Origin of the sequence: Nonomuraea sediminis (assembly GCF_018531495.1) — a bacterium.
GTDB lineage: Bacteria > Actinomycetota > Actinomycetes > Streptosporangiales > Streptosporangiaceae > Nonomuraea > Nonomuraea sediminis.
This window is the reverse complement of the sequence record NZ_JAHDTI010000014.1, coordinates 116,986-132,613: the sequence shown is the minus strand read 5'-3', so window position 1 is coordinate 132,613 and position 15,628 is coordinate 116,986. Positions and strand designations below refer to the sequence as shown.

General features: G+C 70.5%; 15 protein-coding genes. 8 read left to right on the top strand and 7 right to left on the bottom strand.

Annotated features, from left to right (window positions below; genetic code table 11):
• Nucleotides 1-106 precede the first annotated feature (106 nt).
• Nucleotides 107-1,771: an energy-dependent translational throttle protein EttA gene (ettA, locus tag KIK09_RS44700; protein WP_214325623.1), complete on the top strand. Its 1,665-nt coding sequence runs from the start codon at nucleotides 107-109 to the stop codon at nucleotides 1,769-1,771.
• Nucleotides 1,772-2,024: 253 nt separating this feature from the next.
• On the opposite strand, the gene KIK09_RS44695 is transcribed toward ettA, so the two are convergent.
• Together KIK09_RS44695 and KIK09_RS44690 are read right to left on the bottom strand one after the other, a co-directional pair.
• On the bottom strand, nucleotides 2,025-2,297 hold the full coding sequence (locus KIK09_RS44695) for a hypothetical protein (RefSeq protein ID WP_214325622.1): 273 nt from the start codon (nucleotides 2,295-2,297) through the stop codon (nucleotides 2,025-2,027).
• Nucleotides 2,298-2,364: 67 nt separating this feature from the next.
• Nucleotides 2,365-3,666, bottom strand: coding sequence for an MFS transporter (locus KIK09_RS44690; RefSeq protein ID WP_214325621.1), 1,302 nt, complete (start codon nucleotides 3,664-3,666; stop codon nucleotides 2,365-2,367).
• Nucleotides 3,667-3,803: 137 nt separating this feature from the next.
• Here KIK09_RS44690 and KIK09_RS44685 point away from each other — a divergent pair, with 137 nt between their 5' ends.
• From KIK09_RS44685 to KIK09_RS44670, 4 genes are read left to right on the top strand one after another with little or no spacing between them, the layout of a single operon-like run.
• Nucleotides 3,804-4,310, top strand: a complete 507-nt coding sequence (locus tag KIK09_RS44685) for a VOC family protein (protein ID WP_214325620.1) — start codon at nucleotides 3,804-3,806, stop codon at nucleotides 4,308-4,310.
• Nucleotides 4,307-4,705 (top strand): Zn-ribbon domain-containing OB-fold protein, encoded by a 399-nt coding sequence (locus KIK09_RS44680; protein ID WP_214325619.1) that lies wholly within the window; start codon nucleotides 4,307-4,309, stop codon nucleotides 4,703-4,705. Before KIK09_RS44685 ends, KIK09_RS44680 begins: the two co-directional genes overlap by 4 nt.
• Nucleotides 4,702-5,826: a thiolase C-terminal domain-containing protein gene (locus KIK09_RS44675; RefSeq protein WP_214325618.1), complete on the top strand. Its 1,125-nt coding sequence runs from the start codon at nucleotides 4,702-4,704 to the stop codon at nucleotides 5,824-5,826. The genes KIK09_RS44680 and KIK09_RS44675 overlap by 4 nt, the downstream gene beginning before the upstream one ends.
• 27 nt (nucleotides 5,827-5,853) lie before the next feature.
• On the top strand, nucleotides 5,854-6,819 hold the full coding sequence (locus KIK09_RS44670; RefSeq protein WP_214325617.1) for an MFS transporter: 966 nt from the start codon (nucleotides 5,854-5,856) through the stop codon (nucleotides 6,817-6,819).
• Nucleotide 6,820: 1 nt separating this feature from the next.
• On the opposite strand, the gene KIK09_RS44665 is transcribed toward KIK09_RS44670, so the two are convergent.
• Nucleotides 6,821-8,905: an acetate--CoA ligase family protein gene (locus KIK09_RS44665; protein WP_214325616.1), complete on the bottom strand. Its 2,085-nt coding sequence runs from the start codon at nucleotides 8,903-8,905 to the stop codon at nucleotides 6,821-6,823.
• 1 nt (nucleotide 8,906) lies between these two features.
• Nucleotides 8,907-10,061 carry an acyl-CoA dehydrogenase family protein gene (locus tag KIK09_RS44660; protein WP_214325615.1) on the bottom strand — a complete coding sequence of 385 codons (1,155 nt, stop codon included), beginning with the start codon at nucleotides 10,059-10,061 and terminating at the stop codon, nucleotides 8,907-8,909.
• 91 nt (nucleotides 10,062-10,152) lie between these two features.
• Between KIK09_RS44660 and KIK09_RS44655 the strand changes: the two genes are divergently transcribed.
• Entirely contained in the window at nucleotides 10,153-10,758 is a 606-nt protein-coding gene (locus tag KIK09_RS44655) for a TetR/AcrR family transcriptional regulator (protein ID WP_214325614.1), read from the top strand.
• Here the strand turns inward: KIK09_RS44655 and KIK09_RS44650 are convergent.
• Nucleotides 10,742-11,551, bottom strand: a complete 810-nt coding sequence (locus KIK09_RS44650) for a MaoC/PaaZ C-terminal domain-containing protein (protein ID WP_214325613.1) — start codon at nucleotides 11,549-11,551, stop codon at nucleotides 10,742-10,744. The two genes, KIK09_RS44655 and KIK09_RS44650, sit on opposite strands and share 17 nt — an antisense overlap.
• Nucleotides 11,552-11,555: 4 nt before the next feature.
• Nucleotides 11,556-12,455 carry an SDR family oxidoreductase gene (locus KIK09_RS44645; RefSeq protein ID WP_214325612.1) on the bottom strand — a complete coding sequence of 300 codons (900 nt, stop codon included), beginning with the start codon at nucleotides 12,453-12,455 and terminating at the stop codon, nucleotides 11,556-11,558.
• A gap of 144 nt (nucleotides 12,456-12,599) precedes the next feature.
• Between KIK09_RS44645 and KIK09_RS44640 the strand changes: the two genes are divergently transcribed.
• Together KIK09_RS44640 and KIK09_RS44635 are read left to right on the top strand one after the other, a co-directional pair.
• Nucleotides 12,600-12,983 (top strand): acyl-CoA thioesterase, encoded by a 384-nt coding sequence (locus KIK09_RS44640; RefSeq protein ID WP_250574810.1) that lies wholly within the window; start codon nucleotides 12,600-12,602, stop codon nucleotides 12,981-12,983.
• Between the two features lie 17 nt (nucleotides 12,984-13,000).
• Complete coding sequence (locus KIK09_RS44635) at nucleotides 13,001-14,143, top strand: MFS transporter (protein WP_250574809.1); 1,143 nt, start codon at nucleotides 13,001-13,003, stop codon at nucleotides 14,141-14,143.
• On the opposite strand, the gene KIK09_RS44630 is transcribed toward KIK09_RS44635, so the two are convergent.
• Entirely contained in the window at nucleotides 14,105-15,625 is a 1,521-nt protein-coding gene (locus KIK09_RS44630; protein ID WP_214325609.1) for a glycoside hydrolase family 13 protein, read from the bottom strand. The two genes, KIK09_RS44635 and KIK09_RS44630, sit on opposite strands and share 39 nt — an antisense overlap.
• Between the last annotated feature and the right edge of the window lie 3 nt (nucleotides 15,626-15,628).

Sequence of the window (15,628 nt, the reverse complement as noted above, 5' to 3'; positions counted from 1 at the left end):
GGGTTTTCCGTGGGGGCTTCTTGGCGGTTGGGGGTGTTTGGTTCTTCTGGGTTCGGGGGGAGGGAGCCTGCATGAAGCTTGTGCGGGAACCCCTAAGCTAGGGAGCATGCCCGAGTACATCTACACGTTGCAGCGCGTGCGCAAGGCGCATGGCGACAAGGTCGTCCTTGACGACGTCACGCTGTCGTTCCTGCCGGGAGCCAAGATCGGCGTCCTGGGCCCGAACGGTACCGGAAAGTCGACGCTGCTGCGCATGATGGCCGGTCTTGAGCAGCCGTCGAACGGCGATGCGAAGCTGATGCCCGGGTTCACCGTGGGCATGCTGCAGCAGGAGCCCCCACTCAACGAAGAGAAGACCGTGCTCGGCAACGTCCAGGAGGGCGTGGCCGACACGATGGCGAAGCTGGCGCGGTTCAACGAGATCGCCGAGCTGATGGCCACCGACTACAGCGACGCCCTGCTCGAGGAGATGGGCAAGCTGCAGGACGCGCTGGACCACAGCAACGCCTGGGATCTCGACTCCCAGCTGGAGCAGGCGATGGACGCGCTGCGCTGCCCGCCGCCCGACGCGGACGTGACGAAGCTGTCCGGTGGCGAGCGCCGCCGCGTGGCGCTGTGCAAGCTGCTGCTCGAGGCCCCCGACCTGCTGCTGCTCGACGAGCCCACCAACCACCTCGACGCCGAGAGCGTGCAGTGGCTGGAGTCGCACCTGGAGAAGTACGCGGGCACGGTGCTGGCCGTCACCCACGACCGTTACTTCCTCGACAACGTGGCCAACTGGATCCTCGAGCTCGACCGCGGCCGCTGCTACCCCTACGAGGGCAACTACTCCACCTACCTCGACATGAAGGCCCAGCGCCTCAAGGTCGAGGGCCAGAAGGACGCCAAGCGCAAGAAGCGCCTGGAGGACGAGCTGGAGTGGGTCCGCTCCAATCCGAAGGCCCGCCAGACGAAGAGCAAGGCCCGTCTGCAGCGCTATGAGGAGATGGCGGCGGAGGCGGACAAGCACCGCAAGCTGGACTTCGAGGAGATCCAGATCCCGCCGGGCCCGCGCCTGGGCACCACGGTGATCAGGGCCAACCAGCTCACCAAGGGCTTCGACGACCGCGTGCTGATGGAAAAGCTCACGTTCGACCTGCCGCGCAACGGCATCGTCGGCGTCATCGGCCCGAACGGCGTCGGCAAGACCACCCTGTTCCGCATGATCACCGACGGCGAGATGCCCGATTCGGGATCGATCACGGTCGGCGATACCGTCAAGATCTCCTACGCCGACCAGTCGCGCGGCGGCATCGACCCGAGCAAGAACGTCTGGGAGGTCGTCTCCGACGGGCTCGACCACATCAAGGTCGGCAACGTCGAGATGCCGTCCAGGGCCTACATCGCGGCGTTCGGCTTCAAGGGTCCGGACCAGCAGAAGAAGTCCGGCGTGCTGTCGGGCGGCGAGCGCAACCGGCTCAACCTGGCGCTCACCCTCAAGCAGGGGGGCAACGTCCTCCTGCTCGACGAGCCGACCAACGACCTCGACACCGATACCCTGTCGTCGCTGGAGAACGCGCTGCTCGACTTCCCGGGCTGCGCGGTCATCACCTCGCACGACCGGTGGTTCCTCGACCGCATCGCCACCCACATCCTGGCGTGGGAGGAAGGCTCGAACTGGTTCTGGTTCGAGGGCAACTTCGCCGACTACGAGAAGAACAAGATCGAGCGCCTCGGCGCCGACGCGGCCCGCCCGCACCGGGTCACCTACCGCAAGCTCGGCCGCGACTAGCGTTCCCGGCCTCGCCGTACACGACCATCCCTGTACGGCGAGGCCGTAGCGCTACGGCGAAGCCGAGATAGTACGGCGAGGCCGAAGCGCTACGGCAAGGCCGCGAAGTACGGCAAAGCCGAGACGGTAAGGCAAGGCCGAAGAACTACGGGCAGGGCCGGGCTGAAGGCAACGGCGGGGCCGGGTAGTGCGGCCAGGGCGAGGAGCTACGGCGGGGCCGGAGGGCTGGGCGAGGCCGTAAGCGCGGTGGGGGTTACGAGCGGCGTTCTGCGAGGGCGCAGGCGACCGCGCCGATCAGCATGCCGATCCCGGCCAGGGCCATCAGGCCGGCGGAGTCGCGGTAGATCTCCAGGAGGCTCGGCGTGGCGCCGAGCACTGCGAAGAGCAGCAGCACCACACCGCTGAGCAGGAACGCGTTCCTGAAGATCCGCGCGGAGTCCGCCGGACCGCGGCGGGCTCGCCGGGCCCCGTCGAGGAAGGCGAGCACGCACAGGATGGCGGGTAACGCGCCGTAGAGATCACCCATGTGGATGATCGTAGGGCGGGGCCAGGCGGTGTGGTGAGGGTTACGGCCTTCCGCGAGCGTGCTGCGCTCAGGCCTCCTGGGGGATGGGTGCGGGGGCGGGGCGGCGCCAGGGGCCGTGGAAGAGGACGATGGCGGGGATGAACAGGACCAGGCAGCCGAGCGCCACCAGCAGCCAGGTCTGCCAGTTCGTGGCCTCGACGACCCGCGGGATCACCAGCAGGCCGACGACCGCGATGGCCTTGGTGAGGAACCCGAACAGGCCCCAGGCGGTCCCCTGCAGGCGCGGGTCCACGTCCTCGGCGTCCTCGGAGTAGTTGGCCATCCAGGGGCCGTAGGCCACCCCGAGCGACCCGCCGAGCAGCGCCCCGACCACCATGAGCTGCCCGGTCGACACGTCGTCCTGACCGAGGATGAGAGCCAGGTAGGCGGTCACGAGCACCGAGGCGATCGTCCCGCCCAGCGAGTACGGCTTGCGCAGCTGCGTACGGTCGGACACCCGCCCCACGATGATCAGCGTGATCAGGTTGAAGCTCCAGAACGCCGCCATGATCGTGGAGGCCTTGGCGGCGCTGATGCCCAGCGCGGTGGTGAGCATCGTCTGCCCGAACAGGGACAGCGTGATGTAGAGGACGAGCCACAGCGAGATCCCCACCACGTGCGCCCAGATGTTGCGCCGGGCGAAGAGCGCGCGCATGCGCGGCGGCCGGGACAGGTCGACGACCTCGCTGGCGGCGCTTTCGGTGTGCTGGATCCTGGCCCGCAGCTCGGGGGAGAGGTCGGCGATGTTGAACGCGATCACCAGCGAGATGACCAGCGAGAAGCACCCCATGATGACGAACTGCGAGCGCCACGAGTCGTGGAAGACCGGCAGGGTGGCCCCGGCGATCGCGGCGGCCAGGAAGTTGGCGCCCACCGGCCCCCAGGTCCAGAAGCCGAACGCCTGAGCGCGGCCCATCCGGGGTGAGAAGTCCCTGATCAGCGGGGCCGTGCTGGCCATCGCGACGCCGTCGACGAACGCGAGCAGGATCCGCGCGAGCAGCAGGTCGCGGGGGCTGTGCACGAGGGTCATGACGAAGCAGCACAGGGCGGTGAGCAGCATCAGCGGGACGAGGAGCCGTACCCGCCCGAGCCGGTCGGTGAGCCGCCCGCCCAGGATCGAGGCGATGGCGCCCGCGATGGCGGCGGCGCCGGAGACCAGGCCGTAGGTGGCCAGCGTCATGTGCAGGTCTTTGAGCAGCAGCGGGACGACGGGAGCGATCTGGCCCTCGTAGGAGCCGATGAGGATGGCCAGCACGGCCATCGTGAGGATCTTCATGCGGCGCGAACCAGTGGGGTATTCGTCGAGCTCGCGGACATAGAACAGCCTCATGCGGCCTGCCTTCCTCAAAGTTCTAGAAGTAGGCTCTAGAATCCTTTTCTGGGAGACTCCTCCTCGCGCCCGCCTGAGTCAAGGGGTGCAATGATTGGAATGTGATTCTAGGATTAGGTCCAGGAAAGGAGTCGTGCGTGGATCTTGAACTCGACGGCCTGGAGGTCAGGTTCGACCACACGGCCGTGGCCGCGCCCCGGATCAGAGACCTGCTGCCGATCTACCGTGACCTGCTGGGCGGGGTCTACCTGGGCGGTGGCGACCACCCGGACAGCGGCTACCGCACGCTGCAGCTGACCTACGCCAACGGCAGCAAGATCGAGCTGATGGAGCCGCTGGCAGGCTCGACGTTCTTCGACAGCTTCTTCGAGCTCACCCGCGGCCGCGGCGGAGTTCACCACCTGAACTTCCACGTCAGCGACATCGACGCGGCGGTGGCCCGGCTGACCGAGCGCGGCTACCGCCTGCACGGCCTCAACCTCGGCAACCCGCGCTGGCGCGAGGTCTTCCTGCATCCGAAGGAGGCCCACGGCGTGCTCATCCAGCTCGCCCAGCCGGGGCCGCGCGACGGCGAGAGCCGTCCCTCGCTCGAGGAGCTCCTGGCGGGCCGCGGATGGCAGGGCAACGGGGTGCCCAGCCCATGAAGCCCGTCCCCAGACCCACTCCCGAGACGCGGCCGTTCTGGGACGGCGCCGCTGCTGGGCAGCTGCGGATCCAGCGCTGCCTGGCCTGCGAGCGGCACTACTTCTACCCCCGGCCCGGCTGCCCGCGCTGCGGCTCCGACCAGGTCGAATGGGTCACCGCCAGCGGCCGCGGCACGCTCTACTCCTACGTGATCAACCACCGCCCCGCACCCGGCTTCGAGGACGAGACGCCTTACGCGATCGCCGTCGTGGAGCTGGAGGAGGGCGTCCGCATGATGACCAACCTCGTAGGGATCGAGCCGACCCCCGAGAACCTGCCCCTCGACCTGCCCCTGCGCGTCGTCTTCGAGCAGCGCGGCGAGGTATGGATCCCGCTGTGGGAGGTGGCGCGGTGACCATCGTGATCGCCGGTGCCGCCGAGACGGACGAGGTGGGCCGCCTGCCGTACCACTCGACCCTGCGGCTGCACCTGGAGGCCGCGCGCAACGCGCTGGCCGACGCGAACATGACCAAGGACGACATCGACGGCATCGCCACCGTGGGCACGCCGGGTCCCATCCAGGTCGCGCACGCGCTCGGCATCTCGCCGACCTGGCTCGACGGCACCGCGGTGGGCGGCTCGTCGTTCCTGTTCCACGTACGGCACGCCGCCGCGGCCGTCTCCGCCGGGCTGTGCCGTACCGTGCTGATCACCCATGGGGAGTCGGGCAGGTCCCGCGTGGGCGCGGGGCGGTACGCGATGACGGCCGACTCGGTGTTCGGGCAGTTCGAGCTGCCCTACGGCGTGCTGGGGCCGCCGACGCTGTTCACGCTGACGGCGCTGCGGTACATGAAGGAGACCGGGCTCACGCACGAGCAGCTGGCCGGTGTGGCGGTGGCGCAGCGGCGATGGGCGTCGATGAACCCGCGGGCCATGTACCGTGACCTGATCACCGTCGAGGACGTGCTGGCCTCGCGGCTGGTGGCCTATCCGTTCCACCTGCTGGAGTGCTGCCTGGTCACCGACGGCGGCGGGGCGCTGATCGTCACCACGGCGGAGCGGGCCAGGCGGAGCCCGGTCCACCTGCTCGGGTCCGGCGAGGCGGCCGAGTCGCCTGTCATCTCGCAGATGGAGGACTTCACCACGTCCAAGGCGTTCCGGGTGTCGGGAGAGGCGGCCTTCCGCGAGGCCAAGATCTCGCACGCGGACGTGGACCATCTCATGGTGTACGACGCCTTCGCCCACGTGCCGATCTACGGCCTGGAGGACCTCGGCTTCGTCGAGCGCGGCGAGGCAGGGGCCTTCATCGAGGAGGGCCACACCTCGCCCGGCGGCCGGCTGCCCATGAACACCAACGGCGGCGGGCTGTCGTACACGCACACCGGGATGTACGGCATGTTCGCCATCCAGGAGTCGGTCCGCCAGCTCCGCGGCGAGGCGGCCGCCCAGGTGCCGGGTGCCGAGATCAGCGTCGTCCTCGGCAACGGCGGCATGTTCTCCTCCGCCGCCACTCTGGTCCTGGCCGGCCATCTCTGATGACTCATCGCGATTCGCGATGAGTGGGTGCGGGGATTGATCACCGCCGACCTGCGGGTCACGCCCGCCGCCGCGGGGTGGGTTCTGACCGTGCACGCGCTGGCGCTCGGGGCGGGCACCGCGCTGTTCGGGCGGCTCGTCGACGCCTGGGGCGCGCGGCGGACGCTGGCGTTCGGGTCGGCGATCCTCGCCCTCGGCACCCTCACCTGCCTGCTGTCGCCGAACCTGGGCTGGCTCATCGCCGGGCGGTTCCTGCTGGCCGCGGGATCCGGCGCGATGACCACGACGGCCATCACGCTGGCCGGGAGCAGCCCGGCCGAGCACCGGGCGCGGTTGCTGGGGATCTTCGGCGCCGTGCTCGCCGTGTTCTCGGCCGGTGCCACGCTGGCCGCCGGGTTGATCACGGCGGGCCTCTCCTGGCGCGTCACGGTCGTGCTGCCCGCGCTGTCGCTGCTCGCGGTCCCCTTGACGGTACGGCCGGCCGCCGCGAGCCGGGGGAGCGGCCGCCCGGTCGACCTGCCGGGGGCGGTGCTGCTCACGGCGGCCGCCGCGGCGCTGCTGATCCTGATCCAGGCGCCGGTGCTGCGCCTGGCCTGGCCGCGGGGCGTCGTCGGGGCCGCGCTGTCGCGCATGTCCGGGGCGGTCTCCGGCGGTCCCCGCCTGCCGGCGGCGATCATCACGGTGTCGGCGCTGGCGCTGGGGTGGATCGGGCTGTCGGGAGGCGGGATCGCCGCGCCGCTGCTGGCCGCCGCCACGGGGGTGGCCGCGTTCACGGTCACCCAGGTCGTGACGACGGCCCAGCTGTCGGCGCACGTGCCCGTGGAACGCCGGGGCGCCGCCATCGGCCTGCGCAACCTGGCCTTCTTCGTCGGCGGCGCCGTGGGCTCGGCCACCGTGGGCACGCTCTCCCACGCCCTGCCCCTGCCCACGGCGCTGGCCCTGGTCGGCCTCCTCCCGCTGGCCGCCGCCGGGCTGTCACTGGCGCTGCGCTGACCTACGGGGCGTGCCAGGTGATCAGGGCGTCGAGGGCCTCGACGGTGGAGCCGGTGACCAGCAGGGGGTTGACCTCCAGGGACTCCAGGCAGTCGCCGAGGGACTGGGCGACCTCGGCCAGGCCGGTTACGACGGCGGCGACGGCATCGAGGTCGGCCGGCGGGGTGCCGCGGGCGCCTGCCAGGAGGCGGGCGCCACGCAGTTCCGTCAACGCCTGCCGTACCTCGTGGTGGTCGACCGGCAGGACGCGCAGGGCCGTGTCGCGCAGGACCTCCACCCACACCCCGCCCAGGCCGACCGCGAGCGTGAGGCCCCAGGCGGGGTCGCGGACGATGCCCACCAGGAGTTCCACGCCGCTCTTGCGGTGTGGCTGGACGAGGGCGTCGGTGCCGGGGATGGCCGCGTAGGCGGCCGTCACCGCGTCGGGGGTGGCCAGGTCGAGGTGGACGCCGCCGACGTCGCTCTTGTGCCCGAGCCCGTCGGCGGACACCTTGAGCACGACCGGGTACCCGAAGGCCTCGGCCGCCGCCACGGCCTCGCCGGGCGAGCGCACCAGGCGCGAGGGCACCACAGGGATCCCGGCCTCGCCGAGGAACGCGGCCGCCCGGTGCTCCGCCCACACTCCCGCCGCACCGGCGGGCGGCCGGGCGGCAGCTCGCGCGGAGGGAGCCTGCGGCGCTGTCGCGGCCGAGGCGCGGGCCCGGGTCTCGGACCAGCGGACGGCGGCGCCGATGGCCTGGATGCCGTGCTCGATGCCGCCGAGCACGTGCGGGTAGCCGGTCTCCTGCTGGACCGTGCGGCCGAACTCGGTGACGTCGGTGAGGACGTTGCTGACCGCCACCACAGGCACGGGCGAGCCCGCGATGGTGCGGGCGGTGGCCGAGTACGCCGCGAGCGTCGGGCCGGGATCCGGCGGGGCCGTCTTGGGCGGCTCCGACAGCAGCATGACCACGTCGATGCCGGGATCCTGGGTCACCACCGTCAGGGCACGGCTGAGCAGCGTCCGGTCGATGAGGATGTAGCCGGTGACGTCCAGCGGGTTCTGCACCGTGGCGAACGGCGGCAGGAACGCCGCCAGCCGCTCCACCGTCTCCGGGGAGAACGGCGGCAGCGTGAGCCCCTCGTCCTGGGCGCGGTCGGCGATGATCTCCGAGGCGCCGCCCGACGGGGTGACCACGCCGACGCGCCGGCCGGGCAGCGGTCCGGTGGTCGCCAGCAGCCCTGAGGTGATCATCAGGTCCTCGAGCGACCGCACCCGGATCACGCCGAGCTGACGGAACGCGGCGTCGATCACGTCGTCGTCGCCCACCAGCGCCCCGGTGTGCGCCTGCGCGGTGTGCGAGGCGAGCTCGCTGCGCCCGATCTTCAGCGCCACGACGGGCTTGCCCGCCAGCAGCGCCCTGCGCGCCACCCGGGAGAACTCGGCCGGATTCCGCACCGACTCCAGGAACAGCGCGATGACCTTCGTGGCCGGATCGTCGACCAGGTAGTCGATCACGTCGGTCACGCTGACGACCGATTCGTTCCCCATCGACGTGAGCAGGCTTATCCCGATATTTCGTGACAGGGCGAAGGCGAGCACCGAACTGGCCAGCGCCCCGCTCTGCAGCACCACGCCCACCGACCCGCGCAGCAGCGGTGAGGGAATCGGCAGGCCGTACGGCGTGACCGAGGCGGCGGCGTTGACGAACCCGTTCCCGTTCGGACCCAGGATCGTCAGCGCGTGCTCCCTGGCCAGCTCGGCGACCTCGTCCTCGAGCGCGGCGCCCTCGGGACCCGCCTCGCCGAAGCCCGCGGTGAGGATCACGTACGACCGGATGCCCAGCTTGGCGCCCTCCCGCAGCACCGCCAGCACCGCGCCCGTCGGCACCATGACGTAGGCCAGGTCCACCGGCCCGGGGATCTCCGACAGGCTGCGGTGGGCGGGCATCCCGTGCACCACCCCGCCCCGCGGGTTGACCAGGTGCACCTCGCCCGCGAACCCGTGGGTACGCAGGTTGAGCAGCGTGCTGATGGACCAGCCCGACTTGTCGGTGGCCCCCACCAGGGCTATGGAGCGGGGGCTGAACAGCTCTGCGACGCCCATGTCACTCCCCGATGGTGCCGAGGCGCACGTGCCCCTTGATCAGGTTCCGCGCGATCGTCCGCCGCTGGATCTCGTCGGTGCCCTCGAAGATCCGCAGCAGCCGCAACTCCCGGTACCACCGCTCGATCGGCAGCTCCTTGGTGTAGCCCATGCCGCCGTGGATCTGCAGCACCCGGTCGACCACCTGGTTGGCCATCACGGCGCCGTTGAGCTTGGCGATGGAGGAGGCGTGGCGCGCGTCCATGCCCTGCCCCACGCGCCAGGCCGCGTACAGCGTGAGCCACTTGGCCGCCTCGATCTCCACCTGCGAGTCCGCGATCATCCACTGGATCGCCTGGTATTCGGAGATCGTCTGACCCATCGACTTGCGGATCTTGGCGTAGTCGACGGCCATGCCCAGCATCCGCTCGGCCGACCCGATCGCCCGCGCCGGGATCATGTACCTGCCTTGCCCGATCCACTGCATCGCCAGGTCGAACCCCTTGCCCAGCTCCCCGAGGATGTTCTCCTCCGGCACCCGCACGTCCTGGAACACCAGCGAGGCCGGTCCCCACTCGCCCATCGTCGGGATCGGCTCCGAGCGCCACCCCATGTCCCGATCGACCAGGAAGCAGGTCACGCCGTACGGCTCGGCCACGGCGAAGACCATGACGAAGTCGGCCTCGTTCCCGCCGGTGATGAACGTCTTCTCCCCGTTGATGACCCACTCGGCGCCGTCACGCACGGCCTTGGTGCGGATGTTGCGGGCGTCGGAGCCCGCCCCCGGCTCGGTGATCGCGAAGCAGGAACGGCGCTCGCCCTCGATCGTCGGGATCAGGTAGCGCTGCTTCTGCTCGCCGGTGCCCGCGTACAGGATGTTGTCGGCCGACCCGCCGAAGGAGAACGGGACGAAGGTCCTGCCCAGCTCCATCGCGATGATCGCGGACATCACCGGGCCCAGCGCGGCCCCGCCGTACTCCTCGGGGGTGTTGATGCCCCAGAAGCCCATCTTCCTGGCCTTGGCCCGCAGGTCGCGGTGCACCACGGGGTCGATGCCCGGGCGCCCGGCCCGCTCGTTGCGCAGCACGTCGGGCTCCAGCGGCATGATCTCCTTCTCCACGAAGGACCGGACCGTGTCGCGGATCTGACGTTCCTCGGAACTGAGCGAGAAGTCCACCGCCGCCTCCCAAATTTCTAGAATGCTCCTCTAGTAATAGATTCTAGCCAGGTGGCGGAGGTGTCAAGAATTGAGTTCTAGAATCAGGGACATGGCACGTAAGTCCTCATGGGAGTGGAGCCGCACGGCGCAGACGCGCCAGAGCATGCTGCAGGCGGCGCGCGAGATCTTCGCCGAGCACGGCTTCGCCGAGGCCAACGTCGCCGACGTGGTGGCCCGCGCGGGCTCCAGCGTCGGCAGCCTCTACCACCACTTCGGCGGCAAGACCGAGCTGTTCCTGGCGCTGTACGAGGACCACCAGGCCGCGCACGAGGAGGCCTCGGCCTCCAGCGTGGCCAAGGCCAAGCAGGCCGGGGTCGCCGACCCGGTCGAGCTGCTCATCGCGGGCGCGCGGGCCTATCTGGCCGGAGCCTGGGAGCGGCGGGACCTGGTCAGGCTCTTCATGGAGGGCGACGGCCCGCCCGGATTCGAGCTGCTCCGCCGCACCCGGGGCCGCGAGTGGATCCGGCAGAACGCGGTCCTGCTGGGAGCCAGCGGCGACCCTGTCGACCGTTTCATGGTCACCGTGCTGACCAGCATCATCGGTGAGGCGGCGCGTGAGGTCGTCACCAGCGACACGGAGGAGGCGGCGCAGGAGGTCATCGACGCCGCGATGGTCCTCATCCGCCGCCTGGACCCGCTCAAGCGCCCCGAGTAGCCCTCCCATGGTCGAGCACCACGGTGCCGTCGTCCTTCGTGGTACGGAAGAGCACCCCGTCGCCGTCGAGCCAGATCGAGACCGTCAGCGACTCGCCGGGGAAGACCGGGCTGGTGAAGCGCCCTGACATCGCGCGAAGTCCGCCCAGCGCGTGGAGCAGCGCCCGCCCGGTGATCCCGTAGGTGCACAGGCCGTGCAGGATCGGGCGCGGGAACCCGGCACGGGCCGCGAAGTCCGGATCCGAGTGCAGGGGGTTGTAATCGCCCGACAGGCGATAAATCAGGGCCTGCTCGGGCTTGGTGGGATAAGTCACCTTATGGTCGGGAGCCCTGGACGGCTCCGCCCACTCCGCCCGGGGACCCCGCGAACCCCCGAACCCGCCCTCGCCCCGGATGAACACCGCGCTCCTGCTGGTGATCACCGGCTCGCCGGTGGCCAGGTCGACGGCCCTGGCCTCGGTCGTCACCAGCGCTCCCGACCCCTTGTCGTAGATGCCTGTCACGCGCGAGGACGTGCGCACCCCGCCGACGGGCGGCAGCTCCCTGTGCAGCTCGAAGGCCTGCTCGGCATGGACCAGCATGGCGGGATCGAAATCGCCCAGCCGGCGCCCCGCCGGCGCCTGGGCGGCCAGCACCGCGAAGGTGGGCAGCACCCGCTGGCCCTTCTCCGTGGTGTACTCCAGCTCGGAGATCCCCGCGCCCACGCCGAGCGCGTACAGCATCGTGTCCTTGGCGGTCCAGGTCCGCTCGACCGGCTCGCTGTCGACGCCGATCAGGCCGTGGTCGAGTCCCATCGTCCTACTCCGGGATCTGGCCGTTGGTCAGGGCGTTCTTGGCGGCCTTGGCGACCAGGTCCGGGATCACCCCGCCCAGTTCCGCCGGATCCCACCGGCTGCCCTTGTCCACGGCGGGACCCGCGTGCCAGCCCTCGGCCACGCTGATCACCCCGGCCCGCACGTTGAACACGCGGCCGGTGACCCCGCGCGCCTCCCTGCTGGCCAGCCAGACCACCAGCGGCGCGATGTCGTCGGGGTCGGCGCTGGCCAGGCCGGAACCCTGCCCGGCGACCAGGTTCTCGGTCATCCTGGTCAGCGCCGCGGGCGCGATCGCGTTGACCGTCACGCCGTACCGCTCCAGCTCCTTCGACGCGATGACCGTCAGGGCCGCGATGCCCGCCTTGGCCGCGCCGTAGTTGCCCTGCCCGGGATTGCCGTAGATGCCGGAGGAGGAGGTCGTGTTGATGATGCGCGCGTCCACCTCATGCCCGGCTTTGGCCCTTTCCCGCCAGTAGGCCGCCGCGTGCCGCATCGGCGCGAACGTGCCGCGCAGGTGCACCCGGATGACCGCGTCCCACTCCTCGGGCGTCATGTTCACCAGCATCCGGTCACGCAGGATCCCGGCGTTGTTGACCACCGCGTGCACGTCGCCGAAGTGATCGACGGCCGACCGGATCAGGCGCTCGGCGCCCTCGAAGTCCGAGACGTCCTCGCCGTTGACGATCGCCTCGCCGCCCAGCGCCTTGATCTCCTCGACGACCTCGTTGGCCGCGTCGGACGATCCCGTCCCGTCCACGGCCGCGCCCAGGTCGTTGACCACGACCCTGGCGCCCTGCCTGGCGAACTCCAGCGCGTGCCCGCGCCCGATGCCCCTGGCCGCGCCCGTGACGATGACGACGCGGTCCTCCATGATCCCGATCATCCGACCCACTCCTTGACCGACGGCCGTTGCGAATTTGATTCTAGTATTGAAATCTAGAAATCGACCACCGGCCCGGGGACGATGGGTCCGAGTGTGGCCGGTACGGTGGCTGCCGTGGTTGCACTACGGCACGTTTTCCTGCGCATGGTCAGATTCGCGGACATCGACTCCCTCGGTCACGTGAACAACGTCCGCTTCCTCGACTACCTGGAGGACGCCCGGTTCGAGATGTTCCATCTGGACCCGCACCGCGCGGGGGAGGGCCCCTTCAAGGGGCTCGTGGTGGCCAAGCACGAGATCCAGTACCGCCGCCCGCTCGACTTCAGGGCCGAGCCCGTCAGGGTGGAGACCTGGGTGACCGAGATCAGGGCCGCCCGGTTCACGCTCGAGCACGAGATCCTCGACGACCACGACCTCTACGTCACCGCCAGGTCCGTCATCGTGGCCTACGACGTCGAGCGGGCCGCCCCGCGCCGCCTCACCGAGGACGAGCTCACCTACCTCAAGAAATTCGCCGCCACATCGTGAGGAGCCGGCGCTGGGTGATGCTCGCGTTAGGCGTCAACGCGCACGCGAGCGTGACCCTGGGACTCTTCGGACTCCCGCTGGTGATCCCCGACATCCAGCACCACTTCGGCGTCTCGCTGCCCGTGGCCGGCGTCATCGCCAACGCCCCCGGCTTCGGCGTCCTGGCCGCCCTGGTCGTCTGGGGTCTGCTGGCCGACCGGCGGGGCGAGCGGCTCATCCTGGGCACGGGCGTCGGCGCCGCCGCCGTGCTGCTCGCCGCCGTGGCCATGGCGCGCTCCACCTGGGCCGTGGTGATCCTGCTCGCGCTGGCCGGCGCGGCAGGTTCGGCCGCGATGGTGGGCGGCGGGCGCATCGTGCTGCGCTGGTTCGAGCCGCCGGAACGCGGCGTCGCGATGGGGCTGCGCCAGGTCTCCTACACGCTCGGCATGGCGGTGGCCGCCTTCGTCCTGCCGCCGGTCTCCCGCGCGCACGGCATCCCCGGCGTCCTGATCGTCTGCGCCGCGGTCAGCCTGGTCGCCGCCGTGCTGGCCGCGCTGTTCCTGGCCGAGCCGCCCCGGTCCCTGTCCGGCGAGTCCGCGGCTCCCGGTGGCTCGCCGTACCGGCAGCTGTCGCTGTGGCGCGTGCACGCCACCAGCGGGCTGCACGCGGTGCCCCAGGTGATCGTCAGCACGTACGGCGTGGCCTGCCTGGTGGGCCTCTACCGCTGGGACAGCGTTGCCGCAGGGCAACTGTTCGGCGTGGCGGCCATCGGCGGCGCGGCCGTCAGGATCGTGGTCGGCCGGTGGTCCGACCGGGTCGGGCTGCGGATGAGCCCGCTGCGGCGGCTCACGCTCGGGACCGTGGTCGTGGTGTCGCTGCTCATCCTCGGCGTCGTCACCCGCTCCTGGCTGGGCCCCGCCATGCTGGCCCTGGCCGCGGTGTTCACCGTCGCGGGGAACGGCCTGGCCTACCTGAAGGCGGGGGAACTGGCGGGACCCGGCTGGGCGGGACGCGTGCTCGGCGCGCACAACAGCGTCCAGAACGTGGTCGCGCTGATCGTCACGCCGCTGGCCGGGCTGCTGATCTCCGGTGCCGGGTACGGCGCCGGGTTCGCGGCGGGCCTGGCCTGCGTGCTGATCTCGTTACCCGTCATCCCGGCGCGCGGGGAGCGGAGACCCTGACATCCAGGCCGCGGTGTCGGGTGGCAGGAGGTCTCCGTCGAGCGGTCCGCTTGCCAGGAGCACCGTCTCGTGCGGCGGTAGCCGTACCGGATCGGGGCCGCAGTTGATCGCGCAGGTCAGCGGGCCGCGGGTGAAGAAAAGCGCACCCTCGGGTGAAGGCAGCCACTCCAGCGTGTAAGGAATGGATCGCACCAGGTCACGGCGGCAGGACAGGGCCCGGCGGTAGAACTCCAGGGTGGATTCGGGGTCCCCGCTCTGGCGCTCGGCGCTCAGTTCGGCGAACTCGGCCGGCTGCGGGAGCCAGGGCGCGACGCCGTCGCGGGAGAAACCGTAGGACGGGCTGCCGGTAGTCCAGGGAAGGGGCACCCGGCAGCCGTCCCGTCCGGGGATCTTGCCGTTGGATCGGGCGAAAACGGGATCCTGGCGAGCCTCCGGGGGAAGATCCTCTACCTCCGGGAGGCCAAGTTCCTCCCCCTGGTAGAGATATACAGACCCGGGAAGCGCGAGCATTGTCACTAATGCGGCTTTTGCCCGCATGAGTCCTGTTCCTGGATCAGCGGTCCCGTAGCGCGTCCGGTGGCGCACCACGTCGTGGTTGGACAGGACCCAGGTCGCGAACGGCACCGCCGCCAGCGTGTCGTCGATCACCGTCTTGAAGGCCGTCGGCGACCAGGGCGCGAGCAGCCAGGCGAAGTTGAAGCTCTGCTGGAGCTCGTCCGGCCGCACGTACCGGGCCAGATCCTCGGCGCTGTCGGTCCACACCTCGCCCACGGCCATCCGCTCGCCCGGGTAGGAGTCGAGCACCTCGCGCCAGGCGCGGTAGACGCCGTGCACCTCGGGCTGCCCCCACACGGGCGAGCGTGACCTGAAGCTCTGGTCCTGGACGTCCGGCAGCCCTTCGGCCTTGTACAGCCCCATCGCCACGTCGATGCGGAACCCGTCGACACCCCTGTCCAGCCAGAACCGCAGGATGTCGAGGAACTCCTGGTGCACCGCGGGGTTGCGCCAGTTGAAGTCCGGCTGCTCGGGCGCGAACAGGTGCAGGTACCACGACCCGTCGGCGACCTGCGTCCAGGCGGGCCCGCCGAAGGTCGACTGCCAGTTGTTCGGCTCGTCGGCGAAGACGTACCGGTCGCGCAGCCCCTGGCGGAACCACGGGTGCCGGTCGGAGCTGTGGTTGGGCACGATGTCGACGATCACCCGCAGCCCCAGCTCGTGCGCGTCGCCCACCAGCGCCTCGAAGTCGCCGAGCGTGCCGAACAGCGGGTCGACGTCGCGGTAGTCGGCCACGTCGTACCCGCCGTCGGCCATCGGCGAAGGATAGAAGGGCGTCAACCAGACCGCGTCGACGCCCAGTTCCTTCAGGTACGGCAGGCGTTCCCTGATCCCGGGCAGGTCACCCACGCCGTCGCCCGAGGCGTCGGCGAAACTGCGGACATAGATCTCGTAGACGACGGCATCACGCCACCAGGGGGTCTCCATGTG

What these genes read in the sequence shown, in the direction of transcription:
- ettA (WP_214325623.1), top strand. Translation starts at nt 107, where the DNA reads ATGCCCGAGTACATCTACACGTTGCAGCGCGTGCGCAAGGCGCATGGC.
- KIK09_RS44695 (WP_214325622.1), bottom strand. Translation starts at nt 2,297, where the DNA reads ATGGGTGATCTCTACGGCGCGTTACCCGCCATCCTGTGCGTGCTCGCC.
- KIK09_RS44690 (WP_214325621.1), bottom strand. Translation starts at nt 3,666, where the DNA reads ATGAGGCTGTTCTATGTCCGCGAGCTCGACGAATACCCCACTGGTTCG.
- KIK09_RS44680 (WP_214325619.1), top strand. Translation starts at nt 4,307, where the DNA reads ATGAAGCCCGTCCCCAGACCCACTCCCGAGACGCGGCCGTTCTGGGAC.
- KIK09_RS44665 (WP_214325616.1), bottom strand. Translation starts at nt 8,905, where the DNA reads ATGGGCGTCGCAGAGCTGTTCAGCCCCCGCTCCATAGCCCTGGTGGGG.
- KIK09_RS44655 (WP_214325614.1), top strand. Translation starts at nt 10,153, where the DNA reads ATGGCACGTAAGTCCTCATGGGAGTGGAGCCGCACGGCGCAGACGCGC.
- KIK09_RS44650 (WP_214325613.1), bottom strand. Translation starts at nt 11,551, where the DNA reads ATGGGACTCGACCACGGCCTGATCGGCGTCGACAGCGAGCCGGTCGAG.
- KIK09_RS44645 (WP_214325612.1), bottom strand. Translation starts at nt 12,455, where the DNA reads ATGATCGGGATCATGGAGGACCGCGTCGTCATCGTCACGGGCGCGGCC.
- KIK09_RS44640 (WP_250574810.1), top strand. Translation starts at nt 12,600, where the DNA reads ATGGTCAGATTCGCGGACATCGACTCCCTCGGTCACGTGAACAACGTC.
- KIK09_RS44635 (WP_250574809.1), top strand. Translation starts at nt 13,001, where the DNA reads ATGCTCGCGTTAGGCGTCAACGCGCACGCGAGCGTGACCCTGGGACTC.
- KIK09_RS44630 (WP_214325609.1), bottom strand. Translation starts at nt 15,625, where the DNA reads ATGGAGACCCCCTGGTGGCGTGATGCCGTCGTCTACGAGATCTATGTC.